Source organism: Nocardioides sp., assembly GCF_014360585.1.
In the GTDB taxonomy this organism is placed as follows: Bacteria; Actinomycetota; Actinomycetes; order Propionibacteriales; family Nocardioidaceae; genus Nocardioides.
The window spans coordinates 1-23,436 of sequence record NZ_JACIXG010000084.1 but is presented as its reverse complement, the minus strand read 5'-3'; the positions used below and the strand labels follow the sequence as shown (position 1 = coordinate 23,436).

The 23,436-nt window shown below is 69.6% G+C and carries 24 protein-coding genes; 12 read left to right on the top strand and 12 right to left on the bottom strand.

Annotated features, from left to right (window positions below):
• Window positions 1-146 precede the first annotated feature (146 nt).
• The 3 genes from H5T77_RS21325 to dapD form a co-directional block, all read right to left on the bottom strand.
• Entirely contained in the window at window positions 147-1,064 is a 918-nt protein-coding gene (locus H5T77_RS21325; RefSeq protein WP_292652621.1) for a VldE C-terminal domain-containing protein, read from the bottom strand.
• A gap of 129 nt (window positions 1,065-1,193) precedes the next feature.
• A complete protein-coding gene (locus tag H5T77_RS21320; protein WP_292652620.1) occupies window positions 1,194-2,042 on the bottom strand; it encodes a hypothetical protein in 849 nt (282 codons plus the stop codon).
• A gap of 26 nt (window positions 2,043-2,068) precedes the next feature.
• Entirely contained in the window at window positions 2,069-2,998 is a 930-nt protein-coding gene (dapD, locus tag H5T77_RS21315; RefSeq protein ID WP_292652619.1) for a 2,3,4,5-tetrahydropyridine-2,6-dicarboxylate N-succinyltransferase, read from the bottom strand.
• A 68-nt stretch (window positions 2,999-3,066) separates the two neighbouring features.
• On the opposite strand from dapD, the gene H5T77_RS21310 reads away from it, so the two are divergent.
• Complete coding sequence (locus H5T77_RS21310; RefSeq protein WP_292652618.1) at window positions 3,067-3,360, top strand: hypothetical protein; 294 nt, start codon at window positions 3,067-3,069, stop codon at window positions 3,358-3,360.
• A 55-nt stretch (window positions 3,361-3,415) separates the two neighbouring features.
• Here the strand turns inward: H5T77_RS21310 and H5T77_RS21305 are convergent, their stop codons facing one another.
• The 5 genes from H5T77_RS21305 to H5T77_RS21285 all read right to left on the bottom strand — a co-directional run bounded on the left by H5T77_RS21305 (window position 3,416) and on the right by H5T77_RS21285 (window position 7,848).
• On the bottom strand, window positions 3,416-4,387 hold the full coding sequence (locus tag H5T77_RS21305) for an ArsA family ATPase (RefSeq protein ID WP_292652617.1): 972 nt from the start codon (window positions 4,385-4,387) through the stop codon (window positions 3,416-3,418).
• Window positions 4,378-4,635 (bottom strand): cory-CC-star protein, encoded by a 258-nt coding sequence (locus H5T77_RS21300; RefSeq protein WP_292652616.1) that lies wholly within the window; start codon window positions 4,633-4,635, stop codon window positions 4,378-4,380. Before H5T77_RS21300 ends, H5T77_RS21305 begins: the two co-directional genes overlap by 10 nt.
• Window positions 4,632-6,326: a carbon starvation CstA family protein gene (locus tag H5T77_RS21295; RefSeq protein WP_292652615.1), complete on the bottom strand. Its 1,695-nt coding sequence runs from the start codon at window positions 6,324-6,326 to the stop codon at window positions 4,632-4,634. Before H5T77_RS21295 ends, H5T77_RS21300 begins: the two co-directional genes overlap by 4 nt.
• A 115-nt stretch (window positions 6,327-6,441) precedes the next feature.
• Window positions 6,442-7,011 carry a DinB family protein gene (locus H5T77_RS21290; protein ID WP_292652614.1) on the bottom strand — a complete coding sequence of 190 codons (570 nt, stop codon included), beginning with the start codon at window positions 7,009-7,011 and terminating at the stop codon, window positions 6,442-6,444.
• A 66-nt stretch (window positions 7,012-7,077) separates the two neighbouring features.
• Window positions 7,078-7,848, bottom strand: a complete 771-nt coding sequence (locus tag H5T77_RS21285; RefSeq protein ID WP_292652613.1) for an enoyl-CoA hydratase/isomerase family protein — start codon at window positions 7,846-7,848, stop codon at window positions 7,078-7,080.
• Between the two features lie 257 nt (window positions 7,849-8,105).
• On the opposite strand from H5T77_RS21285, the gene H5T77_RS21280 reads away from it, so the two are divergent.
• The 4 genes from H5T77_RS21280 to H5T77_RS21265 all read left to right on the top strand — a co-directional run bounded on the left by H5T77_RS21280 (window position 8,106) and on the right by H5T77_RS21265 (window position 13,762).
• Window positions 8,106-8,534, top strand: a complete 429-nt coding sequence (locus tag H5T77_RS21280; protein WP_292652612.1) for a GNAT family N-acetyltransferase — start codon at window positions 8,106-8,108, stop codon at window positions 8,532-8,534.
• A gap of 285 nt (window positions 8,535-8,819) precedes the next feature.
• Window positions 8,820-12,077 carry an isoleucine--tRNA ligase gene (gene ileS / locus H5T77_RS21275; protein ID WP_292652611.1) on the top strand — a complete coding sequence of 1,086 codons (3,258 nt, stop codon included), beginning with the start codon at window positions 8,820-8,822 and terminating at the stop codon, window positions 12,075-12,077.
• 129 nt (window positions 12,078-12,206) lie between these two features.
• A complete protein-coding gene (locus tag H5T77_RS21270; protein ID WP_292652610.1) occupies window positions 12,207-12,995 on the top strand; it encodes a class I SAM-dependent methyltransferase in 789 nt (262 codons plus the stop codon).
• Window positions 12,996-13,084: 89 nt separating this feature from the next.
• Window positions 13,085-13,762, top strand: a complete 678-nt coding sequence (locus H5T77_RS21265) for a class I SAM-dependent methyltransferase (RefSeq protein WP_292652609.1) — start codon at window positions 13,085-13,087, stop codon at window positions 13,760-13,762.
• A 71-nt stretch (window positions 13,763-13,833) separates the two neighbouring features.
• On the opposite strand, the gene H5T77_RS21260 is transcribed toward H5T77_RS21265, so the two are convergent.
• The 4 genes from H5T77_RS21260 to H5T77_RS21245 form a co-directional block, all read right to left on the bottom strand.
• Window positions 13,834-14,307, bottom strand: coding sequence for a DUF6069 family protein (locus H5T77_RS21260; protein ID WP_292652608.1), 474 nt, complete (start codon window positions 14,305-14,307; stop codon window positions 13,834-13,836).
• Between the two features lie 114 nt (window positions 14,308-14,421).
• Entirely contained in the window at window positions 14,422-15,210 is a 789-nt protein-coding gene (locus H5T77_RS21255) for an ABC transporter permease (RefSeq protein ID WP_292652607.1), read from the bottom strand.
• Window positions 15,207-16,169: an ATP-binding cassette domain-containing protein gene (locus tag H5T77_RS21250; protein WP_292652606.1), complete on the bottom strand. Its 963-nt coding sequence runs from the start codon at window positions 16,167-16,169 to the stop codon at window positions 15,207-15,209. The genes H5T77_RS21255 and H5T77_RS21250 overlap by 4 nt, the downstream gene beginning before the upstream one ends.
• The gene (locus tag H5T77_RS21245; RefSeq protein ID WP_292652605.1) at window positions 16,166-16,621 is read right to left on the bottom strand and encodes a nitroreductase family deazaflavin-dependent oxidoreductase; all 456 of its coding nucleotides are present in this window, start codon (window positions 16,619-16,621) and stop codon (window positions 16,166-16,168) included. Before H5T77_RS21245 ends, H5T77_RS21250 begins: the two co-directional genes overlap by 4 nt.
• Window positions 16,622-16,720: 99 nt before the next feature.
• Between H5T77_RS21245 and H5T77_RS21240 the strand changes: the two genes are divergently transcribed.
• The 7 genes from H5T77_RS21240 (at window position 16,721) to H5T77_RS21210 (ending at window position 23,364) form a co-directional block, all read left to right on the top strand.
• Window positions 16,721-17,503, top strand: a complete 783-nt coding sequence (locus tag H5T77_RS21240) for a TetR/AcrR family transcriptional regulator (RefSeq protein WP_292652604.1) — start codon at window positions 16,721-16,723, stop codon at window positions 17,501-17,503.
• An 8-nt stretch (window positions 17,504-17,511) separates the two neighbouring features.
• Complete coding sequence (gene dapE, locus H5T77_RS21235) at window positions 17,512-18,579, top strand: succinyl-diaminopimelate desuccinylase (RefSeq protein ID WP_292652603.1); 1,068 nt, start codon at window positions 17,512-17,514, stop codon at window positions 18,577-18,579.
• Window positions 18,576-19,295 carry an LOG family protein gene (locus tag H5T77_RS21230; RefSeq protein ID WP_292652602.1) on the top strand — a complete coding sequence of 240 codons (720 nt, stop codon included), beginning with the start codon at window positions 18,576-18,578 and terminating at the stop codon, window positions 19,293-19,295. The genes dapE and H5T77_RS21230 overlap by 4 nt, the downstream gene beginning before the upstream one ends.
• Before the next feature lie 3 nt (window positions 19,296-19,298).
• Window positions 19,299-19,637, top strand: a complete 339-nt coding sequence (locus H5T77_RS21225) for a DivIVA domain-containing protein (RefSeq protein WP_292652601.1) — start codon at window positions 19,299-19,301, stop codon at window positions 19,635-19,637.
• A 15-nt stretch (window positions 19,638-19,652) separates the two neighbouring features.
• Complete coding sequence (locus H5T77_RS21220) at window positions 19,653-21,521, top strand: hypothetical protein (RefSeq protein ID WP_292652600.1); 1,869 nt, start codon at window positions 19,653-19,655, stop codon at window positions 21,519-21,521.
• Window positions 21,522-21,666: 145 nt separating this feature from the next.
• Complete coding sequence (locus H5T77_RS21215) at window positions 21,667-21,840, top strand: DUF3117 domain-containing protein (protein ID WP_141781546.1); 174 nt, start codon at window positions 21,667-21,669, stop codon at window positions 21,838-21,840.
• Window positions 21,841-23,364 (top strand): leucyl aminopeptidase family protein, encoded by a 1,524-nt coding sequence (locus tag H5T77_RS21210; RefSeq protein WP_292652599.1) that lies wholly within the window; start codon window positions 21,841-21,843, stop codon window positions 23,362-23,364.
• Window positions 23,365-23,436: the final 72 nt, after the last annotated feature.

Genomic DNA, 23,436 nt, shown 5'->3' with positions numbered 1-23,436 from the left:
GACGCGGCGGTCTCCCGCCTCGCGTGACCCGCCCCGCCGATTCGGTAGACCGGGGGGGCCGAAACTGTAGTTGTTGGCGACGAAACTCTAGTTTCGTCGCCCACAACTACAGACTCGGCCCCCAGAACTACGGTTTCGGCGAGCGGTCAGTCGGCGACGTCGACGTGTACGTGGTCGCGGTGCTCGAGGATGGACATGTCGCCCTTGCGGGGCGGGAGGTCGTAGTCGCGCCAGCCGGCGGCGGAGCGGAGCTTGGTCCAGATTCGGTCGTCGAAGATGACGGTCTCGATGTCGAGACGCTCGGCGTTGGCGACGAGATACTGCGCCACCGCCCAGCCCTTGATGTTGTTGCGCGCGTTGACCGGTCGGAAGAAGTAGTCGACGGCGCGGCCCTCGTAGTGGGCAGAGCCGACCATGTGCCCGGTCGAGACGCCGCCCGGCTGGAAGCCGCCTTCGGGGAGGCGGCCGAAGGCGCCGCGTACGTCCTCGCGCAATCCCTCCGCGCGAGAGGTGAGTCCGGCTCCGCTGAGCTCGTCCGGGGCCTCGTCGGCGCTGCCCTTGACGACGCAGGAGAACGCCTCGGGGGTGTTGCCGGTGAGCGCGGAGGCGAGGGCCCGTGCCTCCGGCTCGGCGTCGCGGTAGGAGTCGCGGGAGCCGTCGCCGATCTGCTGGGCGACGCCCGGCACGGACTGCTGGCGATAGTCGGCGACGCCGGAGAGCCGCTTGTAGAGGGCGGACGCCTCCGAGGCCGGTCGGTCGAGGTCGTGGTCGGCGAGCTCGACCGTCATCACGACGGAGGCTGCGCGGGCGGGGAGCCCGCGGCGTACGGCTTCGGCGGCGATGGCCGAGGCGTGCTCGGCCTGCTCGGTGGAGAGGTCGTAGGTCTCGCCGTCGGCGGTGACGGTGCAGCTCTCGGAGGAGAAAACCGGGATGCCGCTGATCCCGACGCCCAGCACGCGCAGGCCCGCGAAGACCAGCGCGACGGCGATGACGACGCCGAGGACGATGAGGTGCTTGCGCACCGGCCGGAGCTGCTTCCTGGCCTCGCGCGCAGACTTGCGCATCGCCTCGCGCGCAGGCTCCGGCAGTCGCGGGGTCGAAGGCCGCCCGGATGGGGGTGTCGCACCCGGGGGCGGACTGGTCGGGGGACCACCGGTTGCGCTCACGTCACCAATCTTCACGTACGGAGCAAGTCACGCCAGGGTGATGACGATGCGCTCGCCGCTGGCGTCGGGGGTCTTGGCCCACTCCTCGTCCTTGCCTGCCGACCAGGTGCGGCCGTCGTAGGCGATGGAGGTGGCGCCGAACTCGCTCGCCCGGGCGAGTACGTAGTGAGCGGCCGTCCAGCCGCCGCGCTGACCGGTCTTGCCGGCCTCGACCGGGATCACCACGGTCGATCCCTCGACCCGAGCCCGGCCGACCTTGCCGCCGAGCAGCTGGTTGATCTCGGTCTTGGTCGCCTGGGGCTTCCCGGCCCCGGCCTCCGGCTCGTCGATCCGGCAGGTCAGTGCGGCGGGGGAGTAGCCGCTGATCGCGGAGGCGATCGCGCGGCCCTCGCCCTCGTGGTCGGCGTACGCCTCGGGGAACGCCGAGCGCTGCACCTCCTGCGCAGCCTCGGTGACCACCATGTCCTCGTAGCCGTCGATCTTCACCAGCGCGTCGTAGAACTTGTTGGTGGCGTAGATCGGGTCCTGGACCTGCTCCTCGGTGCCCCAGCCCATCGAGGGACGCTGCTGGAAGAGGCCGAGCGAGTCGCGGTCACCGTGGCTGATGTTGTAGAGCTTCGACTCCTGGATGGCGGTCGCGATCGCGATCGTCGCCGCCCGCGCGGGCAGGCCCCGCTTGAGACCGAGCGCGGTGATCACGGCTGCGTTGCCCATCTGCTCGGGGTCGAAGCGTGCCTCGTACTCGCCAGCGACCGCCGTGCAGTGCTGCAGGTCGGGCAGGATCGAGTCCAGCTTGTCCGTCGCGGCCTGGACGACCCAGTAGATGCCGCCGGCGACCACGCCGAGTACCACCAGTGTGGTGACGAGCTTCTTCAACGGAGCACTCTGGTCTTCAGGTCGGGTCAGTTGGCGTGGAGGGCGGCGTTGAGCTCGATGCCCTCGCCCTTCCACGGAACGGCCTCGATGGCGCCGCTGACCGAGTTGCGGCGGAAGAGGATGTTGGAGGCTCCGGAGAGCTCGCCGGCCTTCTTGACGGTGCCGTCGGGGAGCGTGACCTTGGTCCCGTACGTCACGTAGCACCCGGCCTCGACGACGGCGTCGTCGCCCAGGGAGATGCCGAGGCCGGAGTTGGCGCCGAGCAGGCAGCGCTTGCCGACCGAGATCACGGCCTTGCCGCCGCCGGAGAGGGTGCCCATGATCGAGGCGCCGCCACCGACGTCGGAGCCGTCGCCGACGACGACCCCGCCGGAGATCCGGCCCTCGACCATCGAGGCGCCGAGGGTGCCGGCGTTGAAGTTCACGAAGCCCTCGTGCATCACGGTGGTGCCGGAAGCCAGGTGGGCGCCGAGGCGGACGCGGTCGGCGTCACCGATCCGGATGCCGCTGGGCACGACGTAGTCGACCATCCGCGGGAACTTGTCCACGCCGTAGACGGTCACGTGCTGGCCCGCGGCGCGCAGGCGTGCGCGGGTGAGCTCGAAGCCCTCGACGGCGCACGGGCCGGCGCTGGTCCACACCACGTTGGTGAGCAGGCCGAAGATGCCGTCGAGGTTCTGCCCGTGCGGCTGCACGAGGCGGTGGGAGAGGAGGTGGAGTCGCAGCCAGACGTCCTCGGTCGTCTCGGGCGCGGTCTCGAGGTCCTTGACCTCGACGAGGGCGACCCGCTTGGTGACCTGACGGACCTCGTCGGTGCCCTCGAGCGCGGTGAGCTCGGCCGGCGCGGTCGCGTCGGCGGGCTTCTCGCCCAACTGAGGCGCGGGGAACCACACGTCCAGCACAGAGTTGTCGGCGGCGTACGTCGCGAGGCCGAAGCCCCAAGCTGCATTCGTCACGCGGCGCAGTCTAGTGGGCGAGCCTGAGTGGTCCCTTATCGACGGTCTCGACGTGCGAGTATGAAGAGGTGAGCAAGAAGAAGAGCGCGCCGCCGACGCCCCAGCTTCTCCAGGCTGAGGACGGCACCTGGACCCTCGAGGTCCCGGGTGTGGCGACCAGCAAGGGCCATCCGGCGCCGGAGTGGGCGATGGCCAAAGGCGTGAAGGTCGTACGCCGCGCCGCCTCCGACATCGTCCGGAGCTGGATCAACGGCAAACCGGTCAGCGATGCCGAGAAGCAGGTCGTCCTGCTCGTGACCCGAGGTGACTCGCAGGTCTACGCCTGGCTGGACGCCGCCTTCGCCGACGAGAACCCGCGCTGACCGCCCCTCTGCCGAGTCGGCGCGTTCTGACGAGCCGACTCGGCAGAGAATCTCGTCAGGACGAGCCGACTCGGCAGGCGTCGGCGATGGCGCCGACGCCGGCGGGGCCGGTGAGCGCACCGGGCAGCAGCGGGAGCTCCAGGAGGGGAGTGTCGGGAAGGGCCTCGCGCAAGGTGGCGGTCTCGGCGTCCTCCAGCCGTCGCCGCCCGGCGAGGAGCGGTCCTGCCTCGGCGGGGGAGCGGCGGTTCACGACGACACCACCCACGTCGACGCCGAGCTTCACCAGCTGCTCGTGGAGTGCGAGCGACTCCAGCACAGGCATTCGTTCGGCGATCGTGACGACGACGAACGAGGTCAGGCCGGGATCCCGGATCGTGTCGCGCAGGGTCGCGAACCGTTCTCGGCGCCGGACGAGCACTCGTCGTAGCTCGGCGTCACGGTCCGCACCCCGGTCGTTGCCACCGAGGCCCTGGATCGCAGCCCCGAACCTCTCCGCCCGGTCCCGACTGGCGAGCAGGCCCTCGGTCCAGCCGGTCAGGTGCTCCGGCATCGCGAGCAGCCGCAGGGTGTGGCCGCTCGGTGCGGTGTCGTAGACGACCAGGTCGTAGTCACTCAGCCCGATCGCCAAGGTCTCTGCGACTCGGTCCACGATCGCCGACTCGTGGGTGCCCGGAGCCTCACGTGCCAGCTCCAGATGACGATCGGCAGCAGGCCACAGCCGGTCCGGCAGCATCCGGTGCATCGTCTCGCGCACCGCAGCCAGATGGGTCGACACCACGCTCTCGGGATCGATCTCGATCCCGTCGACGAGACCGGTCCTGGGAGAGGCGAGCCGGGTCGCGTCGTCCCCGACGGGGAGGTCCCACAGATGGCCCAGGTTGTGGGCAGGGTCGGTCGAGACCACCAGCACACGCGCGCCCTCCCGGGCACGCGCCAGTGCGATGGCCGAGGCCACCGAGGTCTTGCCGACCCCGCCTTTGCCACCGACGAAGAGGACCCTTCGTCGGCTCGTGAGACTCAGCAGCACCCGATGTGCTCCAGCGGTGAACGTTCCAGCCCGATCCGTCGGTGCCAGGCGTGGAACTCCGGATAGACCGCGGGGAGCAGGTCCGCGTTGTGGTAGGCCGCCGGGTCGGGTACGCCGAGCGCGTCAGCCAGCACCACCAGCATGAAGAGGTCGTCCTCCTCGCGTCGAGCGCGGGCGAACGTACGCCGGTAGGGGCCGGCGTAGAACTCCTCCAGCCCGGCGCGGAACCTGCTCCACCAAGAGCTCACTTACCGACGCCCTCCTCGGCGCTGACGAGGTCGGCGTCGTCCGCCTCCGGCTCGACGCGCAGCATCGCGATCACCGCCTCCACCGCGACCCACAGGGCAGCGATGATGATGACGACGTCGATGACGAGCAGCAGCCAGTCCTTGGCCTCGGCCAGGTCACCGAGCTGCACGAGCGCGGCGTAGAAGGACATCACGAACACGAAGGCCAGCGGGATGAGTGCCGGCCAGGGGTTTCGGCGCTTGCGCAGCAGCATGACCGCCACGATCGACAGCGTCAGTGAGGCCAGCAGCTGGTTGGTGGTGCCGAACAGTGGCCAGATCCGCAGACCACCCTCGCCGCCGGCCCCCTGGCTGAAGGTCAGGCCGAGCGCGATCGCAACCGCGACCAGGGTCGCGGCGATCTTCGGGATCTTCACGTTGACCAGATCGCCGGCCTCCTGGACGACGAACCGCTGCAGGCGTACGCCGGTGTCCATCGTGGTCGCCGCGAAGAGCACCGCCATCGTCGCCAGGATCGTGGCACTGAGCGAGACCGGGATGCCGAGGCCCTGGTTGACCAGGTTGCCGCCGCCGGTGACGAAGGCGCCAACACCGCCTTGGCCGAAGGCCGTGTAGACGGCCTCCCAGTCGCGTACGGTCTGGAATCCGGCCGTGGTGGCGAGGATGGCGCCCAGCGCGAGCATGCCTTCGCCGACAGCCCCGAAGTAGCCGACGAATCTCGCGTCGGTCTCCTTGTCGAGCTGCTTGGAGCTGGTGCCGGAGGAGACCATGCCGTGGAACCCGGAGATCGCGCCGCAGGCGATGGTGACGAACAGCAGCGGCACCAGGCCGGGGGTGCCTTCGGGCACTGCGTCGTTGAAGGCCGGCGCGACGATCGTCGGCGACCCCAGCAGCACCGCGCCGTAGAGGATCCCCAGGCCGATGAAGAGCTGGACCCCGTTGATGTAGTCACGCGGCTGCAGCAGGATCCACACCGGCAGCGTGGAGGCGATGCCTGCGTAGAGGAAGAGCGCCAGGATCCAGAAGGTGGCCGGGGACATGCCGAGGATCGGGTCGGGCAGCTCGACCGGGATGCGGTCGCCGAGGAGGATCAGGCCGTAGAGCGCGGTCACGCCGAGGACCGTGGTGAGCAGCAGGTTCACCCGCCAGCGGTAGATCATCTGGCCCACGACCAGGGCGACGAGGATGGCGCCCCAGGCCGGGATCACCGCGGTCGGGGTGCCGATCAGCAGGTTCGTGATGACGACGGCGAACGCTGCGTTGACCATCAGCAGCAGCAGGAAGATGACGACCAGGAAGAGGACGCGGCCGCGCGGACCGATGTAGCGGCCCGACAGCATGCCCATCGACTGGCCGCGGTTGCGGGCGGAGGCCCAGAGCGCTCCGAGATCGTGCATGCCCGCGAAGAAGACCGTGCCGATCGTGACCCAGAGGAAGGCCGGGAGCCAGCCCCAGATCACGGCGATCGCGGGTCCGACGATGGGCGCGGCGCCCGCGACCGAGGTGAAGTGATGACCCCACAGGACGAACTTGTTGGTCGGCACGTAGTCGACGCCGTCGCCCATGGTGTGTGACGGCGTCGCGTAGTCCGGGTCCAGTTTGTAGATCCGGTTGCTCAGGAACTTTGAATAGAGCAGGTAGCCACCCGCGAACATCGCGAGCCCGATCAGCATCAGCAGTATCGAGTTCATGTCTAGCACCCTCCTAGCCGCGGCGTGCCGAGCCGCGCGGTGGGCGGCGAGGGGACGGCACGATCCATGTTGACATCCTGCTAGTGATCGTTGTCACACGTCCACCCGGGTCGAGTTACTGTCCGGTACGGCCGTCGATGACCTCGCGCAGCAGGTCGGCGTGACCTGCGTGGCGGGCGTACTCCTCGATCATGTGGACCAGGATGTCGCGGATGCTGATCGGCTCGTCGCCGCGGCCGACGTCACGGGTGTCGCCGAGGATCGAGTCGTCGATGGTGTCGAGCCACTCGTCGGCCGCCGCGACCTGCTCACGCCAGCTCGCGAACGCCTCGTCGACCGACTCCTGGGTCGGCACCACCTTGTGGAAGCCGCCGGTGGGGTCGTCGGCGTCGAGCCGCGGCAGGTCGAGGTCCTCCTTCAGCACGCGCTGGAACCAGCTGTGCTCGACCCGGGCCATGTGGCGGATCAGTCCGAGCAGGCTCAGATCGCTCGGCGGCACGCTCTGCTTCGTCAGGTCCTCGGGCCCGAGATCCTCGCACTTGAGCTCGAGGGTGAGGCGGTAGTGACGCAGATAGTCGCGGTAGGTCGCCAGCTCACCGACGGCGGGCTTGTCCTGGTGGCGTGGGTCCTCGCTGTCGGGAAGCCAGCCGCCGTCGAAACCCACCTGTCGCTGATCGTTGCTCATGCGGCCACCCTCGCTGAGAGCCGGGCCCTTGGCCAATGATTTCAGGTGGTCTCAGGAGTCGATGTCTCAGGCTCCGAAGCTCGGTCGGCGCTTCTCGAGGAAGGCGTTGATGCCCTCGCGGCCGGAGGCCGAGGCGCCGAGCGCGGAGATCGACTCCGCCTCGCGACGCAGGGCCGCCTCTGGGCTGGGGTCGGCGACGTCGCGGACGAGGCGCTTGGTGCGAGCGAGAGCCTCGGGAGACCCGGCCAGGAGGGTCGCGACGACCTCGTCGACCGCGGCAGCGAGCTCCTCGGCAGGTACGACACGGGCGACCAGCCCGGCCTCGAGCGCCTCGGTCGCGGACAGCATGTCGCCCAGCAGGGTCAGCCGGAGCACCCGGTGCAGGCCGAGGGTGTGCACGAGGAGAGATCCACCGCCGTCGACCGAGAGCCCGACCTTGGCGTAGGCGAGGCTGAACTTCGCCCTGTCGGCGGCGATGACGATGTCGGCGGCAGCGGCCAGCGGGAAGCCGACCCCCGCGGCCGTGCCCTGGACGGCGCTGACGACGATCGCGTCACAGCGGACGAGCTCGGTGATCATCCGGTTGGCACTCTCGGCGAGCTCGAGGATGTAGGGCCCCAGGTCGTCGACGGCCGCGAACCCGGCGAGGTCACCGCCGACGGAGAAGTACTTCCCCTCCGCGGCGAGCACGATCACCCGCGCCGAGTCGGCCTTGGCCCGCAGGATCGCCGCCAGCATCTCCGCGCCCGCCTCGGGCTTGAAGACGTTGCCCCGGTCCGGGTTGGTCATCGTGATGCGCGCGCAGCCGTCGGTGAACTCGTAGCGAATCAGGCTCATGCGCGCATCTTGTCAGTTGTCGAGTCGGCCTGGCGCCCGTCTCTTCGCCCGTGCCGGGTTCGAGCAGGTCGGTGAGCAGTGGGTGGACCCGGAATTGGGTGAACGTGCGCATGTGGCGCGAGATCTGACCTCAACTGCTTCTCGCTATGACAGAGGGTCTGACCTCGTGAACAGATTCACGAGGTCAGACCCTCTGTCATAGCGAGCGCGGATAGGGTCATCGCGTGATCCGGGACGAACGATTCACAGTCAGTCGGGTGCCGGTCGTGGACACCTATGCGCTGCGGGCGAAGGTGTTGCGCAACGGCGGTCCGCCGGAGGCGGCGAGGATCACCGGAGACGACGATCCGGGGGTCGCGACGTACGCCGCAGCGGACGCAGGTGGGAACATCGTCGGCTGCGTCGGGCTCTTTCCGGAACCCTGTCCCGACCTGCCTGAACATCCCGGCAAGGGGTGGCGGATCAGGGGGATGGCGACCGAGGACCGCTGGCGCGGGAGAGGTGTCGGGACGCGGGTGCTGGAGGCGGCTCTCGCCCATGTCACGGCCGAGGGCGGTGGGCTGGTGTGGTGCAACGCTCGTACGCCGGCGGCGGAGTTCTACCGGCGGGCCGGGTTCGTGGAGATCGGCGACCGCTGGGACGACCCGGAGATCGGGCCGCACGTGCGGATGTGGCGCGCGGTCTGACCGCGGTGTGACGCGCGGTTCGAATCGGGTTCGCGCGCCGGGCGCTGGGCGGCGTACTCTCTTCCTCATCAGCGTTTGAGCCGTCATCAGCGGCGAGCTCCGGGAAGAAAGCCTCCGGCAGATCGAAGGCAAGTAGAACCCGGCGGGAGTGGCCCGTCACAGCCGTAACGAAGTGGCGATCTCGACAAGCTCGATCACCGGGGTCGTAAGCAGGGTGGTACCGCGGTCGAAAGATCGTCCCTGTGGTGAAGACAACCCACTACCACCCAGCAGGAGATGCCGCCGATGGCCTACCCGAAGGTCACCTCAGCCCACAACGCGGGCAACGTCCCGGCCAGCCCACGCTTCCCGGAGATCGAGACGCAGGTTCTCGACTACTGGAAGAAGGACGGGACCTTCCAGGCGAGCATCGACAACCGCGACGCCGGCAGAGATGGCGAGAACGAGTTCGTCTTCTACGACGGTCCGCCGTTCGCCAACGGTCTGCCGCACTACGGCCACCTGCTGACCGGCTACGTCAAGGACATCGTCCCGCGCTACCAGACGATGCGCGGCAAGCGCGTCGAGCGGCGCTTCGGCTGGGACACCCACGGCCTGCCCGCCGAGCTCGAGGCGATGCGTCAGCTCGGCCTGAAGACGACCGACGAGATCGCCGAGATGGGCATCGACAAGTTCAACGCGGCAAGCCGCGCCTCGGTGCTGAAGTACACCGGCGAGTGGCGCGACTACGTCACCCGCCAGGCCCGCTGGGTGGACTTCGACAACGACTACAAGACCCTCAACCCCGACTACATGGAGTCGGTGATCTGGGCCTTCAAGACGCTCCACGACAAGGGCCTGGTCTACGAGGGCTTCCGTGTCCTGCCCTACTGCTGGCAGGACGAGACCCCGCTGTCCAACCACGAGCTCCGGATGGACGACGACGTCTACAAGGAGCGTCAGGACCCCGCAGTCACCGTGGGCTACGCGCTCGACGCGACCGGGGAGGACGAGGTCCTCGACGGTGCCCACATCCTGATCTGGACGACCACGCCGTGGACGCTGCCCTCCAACCTTGCCGTCATGGTCGGCTCCGACATCGACTACGTCGTGGTCGAGGGCCCGGTCCCGGGGACCGACGCGACGGCGAAGTACGTCCTCGCGGAGGCTCGCCTCGCGGCGTACCAGAAGGAGCTCTTCCCGGAGGCGGAGGAGGCCACGGTCCTGGGCCGCTACAAGGGCTCCGAGCTGCTCGGCCGCACCTATCAGCCGCCGTTCTCCTACTACGCCGGCCACGCGAACGCGTTCCGGGTCGTGGCCGCCGACGACGCGGTGACCACCACGGACGGTACCGGTGTCGTGCACACCGCCGGCGCCTTCGGTGAGGTCGACAAGGAGATCACCGACCGCGAGAACATCGAGGCGGTCATGCCGGTCGGCAAGGACGGACGCTTCACCGCGCCGGTGGTCGACTACGCCGGCGTCCAGGTCTTCGACGCCAACCTGCAGATCATCGACCACCTCAAGGCGGTCACCCGCGGCACCGCCGGGGGCTCGGTGACCGCGGGCACGATCCTGCTGCGCCGCGAGTCCTACAACCACTCCTACCCGCACTGCTGGCGCTGCCGTCAGCCGCTCATCTACAAGGGTGTGAGCAGCTGGTTCGTCGAGGTCACCAAGATCAAGGACCGGATGCTCGAGCTCAACCAGCAGATCCGCTGGGTGCCCGAGCACATCCAGGACGGCCAGTTCGGCAAGTGGCTGGAGAACGCCCGCGACTGGTCGATCACCCGCAACCGTTTCTGGGGTTCGCCGGTGCCCGTGTGGAAGTCCGACGACCCGGCCTACCCGCGCCTGGACGTCTACGGGAGCTTCGCGGAGCTCGAGCGCGACTTCGGCACGCTGCCGAAGGACGCCGAGGGCAATCCCGACCTGCACCGTCCGTACGTCGACGACCTGGTCCGCCCCAACCCGGACGACCCGACCGGCAAGTCGATGATGCGCCGGGTCTCCGACGTCCTCGACGTCTGGTTCGACTCCGGGTCGATGAGCTTTGCCCAGAACCACGTGCCGTTCGAGAACGAGGAATGGTTCCAGCACCACTTCCCGGGCGACTTCATCGTGGAGTACATCGGCCAGACCCGCGGCTGGTTCTACACCCTGCACATCCTGGCGACCGCGCTCTTCGACCGCCCCGCGTTCTCGAGCTGCATCAGCCACGGCATCGTGCTGGGCTCCGACGGACAGAAGATGTCCAAGTCGCTGCGCAACTACCCCGACGTCAACGAGGTCTTCGACCGCGACGGCGCCGACGCGATGCGCTGGTTCCTGATGTCCTCGCCGATCCTGCGCGGCGGCAACCTGGTCGTCACCGAGCAGGGCATCCGGGACTCCGTACGCCAGGTGATGATCCCGCTGTGGAACAGCTGGTACTTCTTCCAGCTCTACGCCAACGCGGCCGACCTGGAGACCACCGGCTCGACGACGTCCAAGGACCCGCTGGACCGCTACGTCCTGGCCAAGCTGCGCGACTACGTCGCCGAGATGACCTCCGCGATGGACGACTACTACGTCGCCGAGGCGTGCGAGGCGACGCAACGGTTCATCGACGTGCTCACGAACTGGTACATCCGGCGTAGCCGCGAGCGGTTCTGGAACGAGGACAAGGCCGCCTTCGACACCCTCTACACGGTGCTCGAGACGGTGACCCGCCTGGTCGCGCCGCTGCTGCCGCTGACCACCGAGGAGATCTGGCGCGGCCTGACCGGCGGTCGTTCGGTGCACCTGGCCGACTACCCGGTCGTCGGGGACCTGCCGGCCGACGGCGACCTGGTCGCCCGGATGGACGCGGTGCGCGCGGTCTGCTCCTCGACCTCCGCCCTGCGCAAGGCGCGCAAGCTCCGCAACCGGCTGCCGCTCGGCGGCCTGACCGTGGTCGGCGCCGACATCGCGGGCTTCGAGGAGATCGTCGCCGACGAGGTCAACGTCAAGTCCGTCAGGCTGCTCGCCGCCGACTCCGACGAGGCCGGCACCTACGGGATCGAGCAGCGGCTCGCCGTCAACGCCCGCGCCGCCGGGCCGCGGCTGGGCAAGGACGTCCAGAAGGCCATCAAGGGTGCCAAGTCCGGTGACTGGTCGGTCGACGAGTCGGGTCAGGTCGTCGCCGGCGGCCTCGCGCTGGTCGAGGGCGAGTACACCCTGGAGACCGTCGCCGGCGCCGCCACCGACGACATCGCCGTCTCGATGCTGGGCACGTCTTCGGGCGCAGGCGGCTTCATCGTCCTGGACACGGTCGTCACCCCCGACCTGGCCGCCGAGGGCCTCGCCCGCGACCTGGTCCGCGCGGTCCAGCAGGCCCGCAAGGACTCCGGCCTCAACGTCGAGGACCGCATCACCTTGTCGGTGACCGGCTCCGAGACCGTACGCCAGGCAGCCACCACCCACGCCGAGCTCATCGCCCGCGAGACCCTCGCCACGACGTACGACGTGGTGGACTCGCTGGACGGCAACCCTGTCGACCTCGGGGACGGCGAGAAGGCCCAGATCGCGGTCGCCAAGGCCTGAGCCTGCGAACCCGCGAAGCGGGTCGAGATCCATTGATCTTGAACCCTAGGAGGGTGAGTCACGCTGGATGTGACTCACCCTCCTAGGGTTCTCCCCTTTGACGAAGATGCAGATCGCTAGGGTGCGATCGTGGCCAGTCAGGATGTCATCGACCAGCAGATCCGGGCCTACTACGGAGGCCCCGACTGGGATGAGGGATCTCGGCTGACCAGCAGGTCGGCCCAGGGGGGCCTGGAGTTCGTGCGTACGCAGGAGCTCATCGCCGAGCGGATACCAGTGGGATCACGGGTCGCCGATATCGGTGGCGCGACCGGGGTCCATGCCGCGTCGCTCGCGGACGCCGGGCACCAGGTCACGCTTCTGGACCCGGTCATCGAGCAGGTCGAGCAGGCTCGGGCGTACGGGACTTTCGAGGCGCTAGTGGGTGACGCTCGCGGGCTACCCATCGAGGACAGCAGCGTCGACGTAGCCCTGCTCCTCGGCCCGCTCTATCACCTGGCCGAGCGTGCGGACCGGCTGCGGGCGCTGGAAGAGGCGACCAGGGTGGTGCGGTCAGGTGGCTGGGTCTTCGCCGCAGCGATCCCGAGGCTGGCAAGACTGGCAGCGTTGTCCGGTGGGGCCGGGATGCCGCGAGGGTGGGAGGACCTGATCGAGCACGGTACGTCGCCTGCTGGTGGGCGATTCCCAGGCGGCCATTTCCACACGAGCGCCGAACTGGTGGGGGAGCTGAGCGATGCCGGGATGCTGGAGGTCGAAGTCGTCGGCGTCGAGGGGCCTGCCGGCTTGGCACTGGAGCAGCTGGCCGAGGCTGATGAAGATCTTCGCCGAGCCGCGCTGACCCTGGCGCGCGCCGTGGGTGGGCAGCCGGGCGTACAGGAGATCTCGAACCATCTCCTCGCGATCGGCCGTCGACCTTAGGAGGGTGAGTCACGCACGGCGTGACCGAGTCTCCTGAGGCTCTCCCAAGAGTGGCGACGCGACTGGTCGGCGACGCCTATGGTTGAGGCGTGGAAGGACCGACGCTCAAGGAGCTCGCCGTCCAGGCGCTGTCATCGGTGGAGCGCGGCTATGACCTGCTGGCGCCGAAGTTCGACGCGACGCCGTTCCGTACACCCGAGCCGTTTCTCGCCGCCACCCGCGATGCGCTGCGGGAGCACGGGCCGTTCGAGCGGGGCCTCGACGTGTGCACCGGCACCGGTGCCGGGCTGGGGGTACTCGCGGAGATGACCGCGGAGCCGCCGACCGGGGTCGACTTCAGTGCCGGGATGCTCGAGCAGGCCGGTGCTGCCCACCCGGAGGCGGACCTGGTGCGGGCGGATGCTCGCGCGTTGCCGTTCGAGGCGGCGTACGACCTGGCGGTGAGCTTCGGGGCGCTGGGTCACTTCCTGCCGGAGGAGCGACTCCCGCTCTTCGCCGGCATCCACCGGGCGCTGAGGCCGGGCGGGATCTTCGCGCTGCCGGCCGGTCAGGGGCCGAGGCCGACCCACCCGGCTTACTGGATGCTCACCGGGTTCGACCTGGCGATGCGGGTGCGCAACGCGGTGTGGCGGCCGAAGTTCGTGATGTATTACCGAACCCACCCTCGTCCGGCCCTGTTGAGGGACCTGACAGAGGTGGGATTCGTGGTCGGTACGACCCCGATGCCCGGGGTCGGGGTGCTGATCGTCGCGCGAAAAAAGGGGTAGTCCGGTAGCGAACTGCCTAAATACTCGTGAGTAATAGGCAGATCGCTACCGGACTACCCGGCGTCCGGCGTTCAGCCCCGGCGCGCGTTCCGCTCCGACAGCCGGGCGGCGATGATCGGGACGATCACCACGGCCGCGACCAGGTGGGAGACGACCAGCATGATGTTGGTGGCGTAGGAGTCGGTGACGGCGATCAGGCTCGGGACGCACGAGAGCGCGGTCAGGGTCCAGGCGGTGCGCTTCCAGGTCGAGCGCGGACGCTTGGCGAAGCGGGCGAGGCAGGCGGCGATGATGATGCCGATCAGGCCGAGCTCGGCGACGGCCCAGGCGAGCCCGGTCGCGGGGATCGCGGCGGGATCGATGCCGGTGCCGGGGAGGGCGACGTTGAACGGCACCCCGACCGCGCGGGCGGCGAACTCGAAGACGCCGGTGACCAGGGCGCCGACGAGGACGGCGGCGACGCTGACGAGCCAGACCGGCATCCGTGCGGCGAACTGGCGGGTGGTGGCGGTCGTCGTGTCCTGGGTGTAGGTGCTGGTGCTCATGATGGTGCCTCTCGTCTCGTGGTTATCGGGGTGTTCTGTCGCGGTCCGTATGGCCGCTTCTCACCTACTCCACGAACGGTCCGACGCCGATCCGACAGCTCTCCCGAAAATATTTCAGCCGAGTCGCCGGAAGGCGCGCATGGACAGCGGGACGAAGATCGCCAGCAGGACCGCGGGCCAGGCCAGCGCGAGCAGCATCGCGTGGTCGGCGAGCAGTCCGGAGGTGATCCCGGTCGGGTTGCCGAAGAGGTCACGAGCAGCGGTGGCGGTGGCGGAGACCGGGTTCCAGGCGGCCAGGAAGCCGAGCCAGCCGGGCATCGTCTCCGGCGAGACGAACAGGCTCGAGCAGAACCCCAGCGGCCACACCAGCACCTGCACCATCGTCAGCGCACCCTCCATCCGCAGAGTCAGGCCCAGGAAGATGCCCAGCCACAGCATGGCCAGCCGCAGCCAGAGCAGGAGACCGACCGCCGCGGCCGCCTCCAGGAACGAGCCCTCGATCCGCCAGCCGATCAGCAGCCCGCCGATCATCAGGACCGCGAGCTGGACGGCCGAGTTGCCGAGGTCGGCGACCGCCCGACCCAACGGCACCGCGACGCTGCTCATCGGCAGCGACCGGAACCGGTTGGTGACTCCGCGTTTGGTGTCCTCGGTGACCACGGCCATGATTCCGTCGACCCCGAACATCATCGTCAGCGCGAGCACCCCGGGCAGGAGATAGGGCAGGTACGTCCCGCCGCCCGGCATCTCGATGGCGCCGCCGAACAGAAAGCCGAAGATCAGCAGCATCATGATCGAGAACAGGACGCCGAACACCGGGCCCCACGGCTCGCGCTGCCAGTGCTTGAGGTCGCGGAGCGTGATGACCCAGGTCTGTCGCAGGGTCGAGGAGAGGGCGGTCATCGGGCGGCTCCTTCGTGCTGGTGCTCGGTGTGGGGTGCGGTCAGGTGGAGGAACACCTCGTCCAGGGTTGGTCTGCGCAGCAGCACGTCGTCGACGGTGATGCCGGCGGAGTCGAGGGTGCGTACGACGTCGACGACCGCGGCGCCGCCGCCGGACGCCCCCGCCTCGACGGTGACCTCGAGCCGGTCGAGGTCGACGGTCGCCGCGGCGCCGAGCGCACCGGCCATCTTGTCGAGATCGTCCGGCTCGGCCGCGGTGATGATCACCCGGTCGCCGCCGAGATCGCTCTTCAGCGAGGACGGGGTGCCCTCGGCGATCACCCTGCCCGCGCCGAGCACGGTGACCCTGTCCGCGAGCTGGTCGGCTTCGTCGAGATACTGCGTGGTCAGCAGCACCGTCGTGCCGTCGGCGACCACCCGCCGCACCAACTCCTGGACCTCGTGGCGAGCGCGCGGGTCCAGCCCGGTGGTGGGCTCGTCGAGGAAGAGGATCCGCGGGCGGATGACCAGACCGGCCGCGATGTCGAGGCGTCGCCGCATCCCGCCGGAGTAGCCCGAGACCTTCCGGTCGCCGGCCTCGACGAGGCCGAAGGCGTCGAGGAGCTCCGCGGAGCGGCGTACGGCATCGGTCTTCGACAGCCCGTGGAGGCGACCGAACATGACCAGGTTCTCCCGGCCGTGGAGAGCCTCGTCGAGCGCGGCGCTCTGTCCGACCAGCCCGATCATGGAGCGGACCCGGGCAGGGTGGCGTACGGCGTCGTGCCCACCGACCAGCACCTCACCGGCATCGGGGCGGGTGAGCGTCGCGAAGACGTTCACCGCGGTCGACTTGCCGGCGCCGTTGGGCCCGAGCAGGGCATGCACGGTGCCGGCGGCGACCTCGAGGTCGAGGCCGTCGAGCGCCCGGGTGTCGCGGTAGCGCTTGCGCACGCCCCGCGCAGAGAGGGGTGCCGTGGTCATCCGGCCACCTCGATCCGGAACACGCCGCAACGACCGACGACAGCCTCGAAAGCCTCCGGTGTCACCGCGGTGACGACCCCGGCGTCGAGCATGATCTTCGCTCCGTCGGCCATCCGTTCCGGCCATGCCCTGAGCACGGTCAGCGCCTCCTCCTGCTCGACCTCCACGAGGCGCACCTCCTCTGTCTTCCGGCCGACCCGGAGCGTGGCTCGTCCGGAGGCGGCGCGTAGGTTGCGGGCCCAGTCGGCTCCCGGGAAGCCCTCGAGCAGATAGCGCTGCCCGTCGAGGTCCAGCACTGAGAGCGGCGTGCTGCGGGGCTTGCCGCTCTTGCGGCCCGGCACCGTCAGCACCGGCAGCTCCCTCATTCCGAGCCCGGTCTTCGACAGGGTCATGAAGACCTTGTTCATCGGCTTGAGCCATCGCGGCGGGACCGGCTTCGAGTCGTTTCGCATACACGCTCCTTCAAATTCGTACGCTGTACGAAGATGTCAACGGAGCGACTGTAGCATTTGTTCCGTACCTTGTACGAAATTTTTCTGGAGGAGGTTACGATGAGCGTCGTGCCGGAGCAGCCAGACCAGTCGGACCCGTCCCTGCGCCTGCTGTGGCGCCATCGGACGGCGTCGCCCGAGGAGCCGAGGACGAAGCGCGGCCCGAAGCAGAAGGTGAGCGTCGACGAGGTCGTCGATGCCGCGATCGACCTCGCTGACGCCGAGGGCCTGGCCGCGGTGACGATGCGGGCGATCGCCCAGCGTTTCGGGCTGGGGACGATGACGCTCTACTCCTACGTGCCGAACCGGGACGCGCTGTTGGTGCTCATGGCCGACCAGGCGACCGGTCGCACCGTGCTGCCGGATCTGCCCGAAAACCCGCGCAAGCGACTCGAGCTGGTCGCCAGGCTCCAGTACGACGAGCTCCGTGCCCACCCCTGGCTGCTCGAGGTGCAGGACGTACGCCCCTGGCTGGGGCCGAACATGAGCGATCGCTACGAGTGGCAGCTGCGGGCCGTCGACGGCCTCGGGCTCTCCGACCTGGAGATGGACCAGACGGTCGCGGTGCTGATGGGGTTCGCGGGCAACATCGCCCGCAGTGAGCTGATGAAGCGACGTGCCGAGAAGGTCACCGGGATGACGGAGGCGGAGTGGTGGGCCGCCAACTACGACACCTTGAGCGAGGTCATGGCCGGCAGCCACTATCCGCTCGCCAACCGGGTCGGCACCGCCGCAGGGGAGGCCTACCAGGCTGCCACCGACCCGGCCCGAGAGCTCGACTACGGGCTGGCCCGAATCATCGACGGTGTCCTCGCGCACGTCGCCGAACGGTCCCCTGATTGACTAGTGCCATGGCGAAGCTCGACCTGACCACCGATGTAGTGACCTTGACCCGGCAGCTGATGGACATCGACTCGGTGAGCCTCAACGAGCTGGAGTTGGCCGATGCCGTGGAGCAGGCGCTGAGCGTCTACGACCACCTCGTCGTCGAGCGGCGAGGCAACTCGATCGTGGCCCGCACCGACCTGGGCCTGCCGGAGCGGGTGGTCATCGCGGGACACCTCGACACCGTGCCGGTCAACGGCAACTTCCCGAGCCGCCTGGACGAGGCCGGTGGCATCCTGCACGGGCTCGGCGCCTGTGACATGAAGTCGGGAGACGCGGTCATCCTCAAGCTCGCCGCCACCTTGGCGACGCCCAACCGCGACGTGACGTACGTCTTCTACGACGCCGAGGAGATCGAGGCAGTCCACAACGGCCTCGGGAAGCTGGCCGCGAGCGAGCCCGACCTCCTCGCCGGCGACTTCGCGATCCTGATGGAGCCCTCCAACGCCGGCGTCGAGGCCGGCTGCCAGGGCACGCTCCGGGTCGAGGTGCGCGCCACCGGCGAGCGGTCCCACAGCGCCCGCTCCTGGCGCGGTGTCAACGCGATCCACAAGGCCGGGGAGGTGCTGCGCCGTCTGGAGGAGTACGTCCCGCGCAGGCCGGTCATCGACGGGCTCGAGTTCCACGAGGGCCTCAACGCGGTCTTCGTCTCCGGTGGAGTGGCCGGCAACGTGATCCCCGACGAGTGCGTGGTGACGGTCAACTTCCGCTTCGCCCCGGACCGGAGCGAGGAGGAGGCGCTGGCGTACGTGACCGAGTTCTTCGAGGGCTACGACGTCACCCTCACCGACTCCGCGCCCGGTGCGCTCCCCGGGCTGGACCGCCCGGCCGCCAAGGCCTTCATCGCCGCCGTCGGCGGCGAGGTCGGGCCCAAGTTCGGCTGGACCGATGTGGCACGGTTCACCGTTCTCGGCATACCGGCGGTCAACTATGGTCCAGGTGACCCGATGTACGCCCACAAGGCCGACGAGCACGTGAACATCTCCGAGATCATCACCTGCGAGCAGGCCCTTCGTGATTGGTTGACCGCATGACCCGACGTAGCGGCTCCGGACCGCGCCCCACCAAAGGACGCCCCGCCGGCAGCACCACCGACCAGCGACTGCTCGACAGCTCCGGCCACGGCGACTGGGTCCACACCGATCCGTGGCGGGTCATGAAGATCCAGGCCGAGTTCGTCGAGGGGTTCAACGACCTCTCCGAGATCGGCCAGGCGATCAGCGTCTTCGGGTCGGCGCGCACGCCGAAGGACCACCCGACCTACGCTCAGGCCGAGGCGGTCGGGCGCGGCCTGGCCGAGGCTGGCTTCGCGGTGATCACCGGCGGCGGCCCGGGCACGATGGAGGCGGCGAACAAGGGTGCCCTCGAGGCCGGTGGCGAGTCGATCGGCCTCGGCATCGAGCTGCCCTTCGAGGCTCGGCTCAACGACTACGTCGGCTTCGGGCTCAACTTCCGCTACTTCTTCGTGCGGAAGATGATGTTCGTCAAGTACTCCCAGGGCTACGTCGTCATGCCCGGGGGGCTCGGCACCATGGACGAGCTCTTCGAGGCGATGACGCTCTCCCAGACCAAGAAGATCACCCAGTTCCCGATCGTCCTGATGGGTGTCGAGCACTGGGAGGGACTCCTCACCTGGATGCGCGAGACCATGCTGTCCGACGGGCGGATCAAGCAGAGCGACCTGGACATGATCACCCTCACCGACGACGTGGACGAGGCGGTCGAGCTGATGCTGAAGGCGCGTGACTGAAGGATGGGCTGGATCTTCGCGGCACTGATCGTGCTGGCTCTCGGAGGAGTCGCCCTCGTCGCAGCCGGAGCAGGTGCGCCGATGGGGGAGGAGTACGGCGACCAGCCGGACGCTCTGGTGCCCCGCGACCGCGTTCTCGAGGCGGCAGACCTGCGCCGCGTACGTTTCTCGGTGGGGTTCCGCGGCTATCGGATGGCCGAGGTGGATTCCCTGATCGCGCGCCTTGCCGAGGAGGCAGAATGGCGTGAGTCGACCGCGGTCGGGCATGCCGGTGCCGAGGTCGGAGCCGCTGGACTCCCCACACACACGCCCGAGCCCGATTCGGGCTCGCCCGACGTCTAGGACAGAATCGCTGTCGTGAGCTTCGCTGCCGTACTCGTCTACGCCGTCACCGCGCTTGTCGCGGTGATCGTCGCGCTCACCTATCTCAAGCCACACCTCCTGCAGCCGCAGCGGTTGGGACTGCCGCAGAAGATCCACCTGTACGCCGGCATGGCCGGTCTGCTGATCTGGGCGCTCTTCCTGATCTCCCCGCCGTCCTTCTTCCTCGGCGGGGACATCCCGGGCGTCGTCGGCCTCTTCGGGATCTGGCTCGCCGCGATCGCGGGTCTCTACCTGCTCGTCCGGCGCCTCAAGGAGCAGCGTGCCGGGGCCGCCGACCCCGATGGCTACGGCTACGACGACGCCTACGACCAGGGCTATGGCGACGCGTACGACGGCTACGACGAGGCGTACGTCGACGAGGACGGTTACGGCTACGGTGAGCCTGGCTACGCCGACGCCGGCTACGACGCCCATGCTGAGCTCGATGACCGGGCGGGCTACGCCGACCCGCGCCAGCCGGTCCAGCAGCCGGTCCAGCAGCCGGTCCAGCAGCCGGTGCCGCAGCCCGTGTCGCAGTCTGTTCCTCGACCGGAGGCCCAGCCGGTCGCTCAGCAGGGACGCCCGGCCGCTCGCCGGCCCGAGCCCCGACGGGCGGCCCCAGGTGTCGACGAGACCGCCGTGATGGCCCCGGTAGAGCGCAGCTCGGCGCCCGCGCCCGCCCCGGCTCCAACTCCCGCTCCCGCGCCGGCCCCCGCCCCCGCGCCGATGCGCGAGGGACGGAGCGGTCGTCGCGTGGCAGGACGTCCAGCCCCGGCCCCGGCTCCGCCAGCACCGCAGCAGCCTTCCGCGCCGCAGCCGCCGGTCCCGGACGCACCAGTGCGGTCGCGGCAGGAGCGGTCGCGGCAAGCGCCCCCGGCGCCCGCGCGCCCAGCTCAGGAGCGGCGGGCTCCGGAGCAGCCAGCGCGAGAGCGTCCACGGCCTCCGCGTCCGGCGCCCGAGGAGCCTCAGCCGCGCCCACCCGCACCCGACCGGACCCAGGGCGGCCAGGACCCGTGGGGGCGCCGCCAGGAGCCGCCGCAGCGGAGATCGCGTGGCTACGGCGATCGCTATGACGACCGCCGCAACGACAGCCACGACGAGTTCGCCGATCGTCGATACCGCCGCGACAGCAGCTACTCGGACTACCCGGGTGAGCAGCCGAGCCCGCCGCGGGCCCCACGGCCTGCTCCCCGCCCCGCGCCCCGCCCGGGGCCCGAGCCCGCGCCCGCACCGCGCCCGGCCTCTCGCCCGGCACCCGCGCCGGCCCCGGCCCCGGCCCCTGCCCCAGCGCCCGCGCCGCGTCCGGCCCCACGACCTGAGCCGCGCCCGGCTCCACGGCCCGCGCCGCGCCCAGCGCCCGGCCCCGACCTCGTGCCGGCGCCCCAACCGGCGCCCCAACCGTTGCCGCCGCAGGCCCCGAGCCGGCGGCCCGCTCGTCGGCCGGGACAGGAAACCGAGGCGTACGATCCGTACTCCTTCGAGTCCTACGGCCCGCCGGAGCACGACCGAGCGCAGGACCGCGAGCAGGACTGGGCCGTACCCCCGGCCCCGGCCCCGGCGCGGCGCGCACGCCGGCCGCAGCCGGGTCGACGCCGGCAGGACCAGGGCTACGACGAGCCTGCCTATGCCGGATACGAGCAGCAGTACGAGCAGCAGTACGAGCAGGGCTACGACTACGACGAGGCCTACGGTCACGGCTATGACGACCGTTTCGACGATGCCTACGACCGATCCGCGGGAGGCGAGCGTCGAGAGCGGGGCGGTGCGTTCTTCGAGGCCTCCGGCGCTGCGATCGTGGTGCACCTCACGCTGGTGATCCTCGCGATCTGGCTGACCTGGGCCTACGGAACGTCGGTCATCTGACAGGTTCAAGGCAGGTCAACCCGCCGAAACCCCCACCTTGCCGTCAGGTCTGCGGACCTGATGAGGGATAATGGAGAAGCAATGCGCGCTCCGAGGCCATCCGGCAGGTGAGCGCCGACACGCGAGACACGGAAGAAGGTGCCGCATGGCGGCGATGAAGCCGCGGACGGGAGACGGTCCGCTGGAGGTCACCAAGGAAGGTCGGGGCATCGTGATGCGCGTCCCGCTCGAGGGTGGTGGCCGGTTGGTCGTCGAGCTGAACGCCGACGAGGCCGCAGCGCTCGGCGAAGAGATCAAAGGTCTTGGGCTGAACGCGTAGATGACCACAACGCTGCCGTCACAGGCCCTGCCGCCGCAGGTCGGGCCGCCCACCTTCACGCTGAGCCCGCTCGGTCCGGAGAGCCACGATGCCGAGATCATCGCGCTGCCGGTCATCCCGGGCGACGATGCGCTGATCGTCGGCCCAGGGGCCGCCGATCTGGGCGACCACCACGACCTCCTGGGTCACCTCGAGTTCGAAGGTGCCACCGGCAGCGCCGGCGAGGTGACGACGTACGCCGTCACCGGCTCCGGCACCCTGCGGCAGATCCTCCTGATCGGTGTCGGCGCGCAGCGTCGCGACGACTTCCGGCGGGCAGGGGCCGCGCTGGCTCGCGCCGTGCGGGACAGGTCGGATGTGGTCACCACCATCCCGGCGACCGACCCCGAGGTCGCGCTGGAGCCGTTCGTGGCCGGCGCGACGCTGGGGTCCTTCCTCTTCCACTGGCGCTCCGAGGGCGCCCCGTGGACGCCGGTGGAGACGATCACTCTCGCCGACCTGGGTGATGACCAGGCGGCAGCTTTGGACCGAGCAGAGGCGATCGCGCGCGCCGGCTGGCGCGCGCGATTCTTCGCCTCGGTCCCCAGCAACCTCAAGAACCCTGCTTGGCTCGCCGAGCAGGCGACATCGTTGGCCGCCGAGAGCGGCTTGAAGATCACCGTCTGGGACGAGGACCAGCTCGCCGCAGACGGTTTCGGAGGCATCGTCGCGGTGGGTCAAGGGTCGGCCACGCCGCCCCGGTTGATCCGGCTCGACTACACGCCCGCGAAGGCGGGGCGGAAGGTGCCGACGGTGGTGCTGGTCGGCAAGGGCATCACCTTCGACACCGGTGGCCTCAACATCAAGCCCGGCGACGGCATGGTCAACATGAAGCGAGACATGACCGGCGGCGCGGTGGTCCTCGCGGTGATGACCGCGCTGGCCGAGGTCGGCTGCCCGGTCAAGGTGGTCGGCCTGATCGCCGCAGCCGAGAACGCGATCTCTGGCACTGCGCTGCGCCCCGGTGACGTGATCACCCACTACGGCGGCCGCACCTCCGAGGTGACCAACACCGACGCCGAGGGCCGCCTCGTGCTGGGTGACGCGATGGCGTACGCAGCGGACAAGATCAAACCGGACGCCCTGGTCGACATCGCCACCCTGACCGGAGCGATGCGAGTGGCGCTCGGGCAGACGATGGCCGGCTACTTCGCCGACGACGACGCGCTGGCCGCGCAGCTGGCCGAGGCCTCCGACATCTCCGGCGAGACCCTGTGGCGGATGCCGCTGGTCGCGGACTACGAGGACAAGCTCGCCTCGAAGATCGCCGACGCCGACAACGCCCCTGGCGGGCCGGGCGCCGTCACCGCCGCGCTCTTCCTGCACCACTTCACCGGCGGCGTCCCGTGGGCCCACATCGACGTCGGCTGCGGCGACGCCTACGCCGACGTCCACGAGCTCACCCCCGGTCCCACCGGCTTCGGTGCCCGGGTGCTGCTCAGCTGGCTGGCCGGCACCGACCCGCTCGCCAACGTCGGCTCCTGACGAGACGTCACCCCGGCCGGCCGAGACGTCACGTACGTCGTCCGAGATGGCACCCAGGTGCCATCTCGGACG

Coding starts and splice junctions, on each gene's coding strand:
- H5T77_RS21295 (WP_292652615.1), bottom strand. CDS start 6,326: ATGAACTCGATACTGCTGATGCTGATCGGGCTCGCGATGTTCGCGGGT.
- H5T77_RS21250 (WP_292652606.1), bottom strand. CDS start 16,169: ATGACCACGGCACCCCTCTCTGCGCGGGGCGTGCGCAAGCGCTACCGC.
- dapE (WP_292652603.1), top strand. CDS start 17,512: ATGGCGAAGCTCGACCTGACCACCGATGTAGTGACCTTGACCCGGCAG.
- ileS (WP_292652611.1), top strand. CDS start 8,820: ATGGCCTACCCGAAGGTCACCTCAGCCCACAACGCGGGCAACGTCCCG.
- H5T77_RS21210 (WP_292652599.1), top strand. CDS start 21,841: ATGACCACAACGCTGCCGTCACAGGCCCTGCCGCCGCAGGTCGGGCCG.
- H5T77_RS21245 (WP_292652605.1), bottom strand. CDS start 16,621: ATGCGAAACGACTCGAAGCCGGTCCCGCCGCGATGGCTCAAGCCGATG.
- H5T77_RS21290 (WP_292652614.1), bottom strand. CDS start 7,011: ATGAGCAACGATCAGCGACAGGTGGGTTTCGACGGCGGCTGGCTTCCC.
- H5T77_RS21260 (WP_292652608.1), bottom strand. CDS start 14,307: ATGAGCACCAGCACCTACACCCAGGACACGACGACCGCCACCACCCGC.
- H5T77_RS21325 (WP_292652621.1), bottom strand. CDS start 1,064: ATGCGCAAGTCTGCGCGCGAGGCCAGGAAGCAGCTCCGGCCGGTGCGC.
- H5T77_RS21240 (WP_292652604.1), top strand. CDS start 16,721: ATGAGCGTCGTGCCGGAGCAGCCAGACCAGTCGGACCCGTCCCTGCGC.
- H5T77_RS21255 (WP_292652607.1), bottom strand. CDS start 15,210: ATGACCGCCCTCTCCTCGACCCTGCGACAGACCTGGGTCATCACGCTC.
- H5T77_RS21225 (WP_292652601.1), top strand. CDS start 19,299: ATGGGCTGGATCTTCGCGGCACTGATCGTGCTGGCTCTCGGAGGAGTC.
- H5T77_RS21215 (WP_141781546.1), top strand. CDS start 21,667: ATGGCGGCGATGAAGCCGCGGACGGGAGACGGTCCGCTGGAGGTCACC.
- H5T77_RS21230 (WP_292652602.1), top strand. CDS start 18,576: ATGACCCGACGTAGCGGCTCCGGACCGCGCCCCACCAAAGGACGCCCC.
- H5T77_RS21285 (WP_292652613.1), bottom strand. CDS start 7,848: ATGAGCCTGATTCGCTACGAGTTCACCGACGGCTGCGCGCGCATCACG.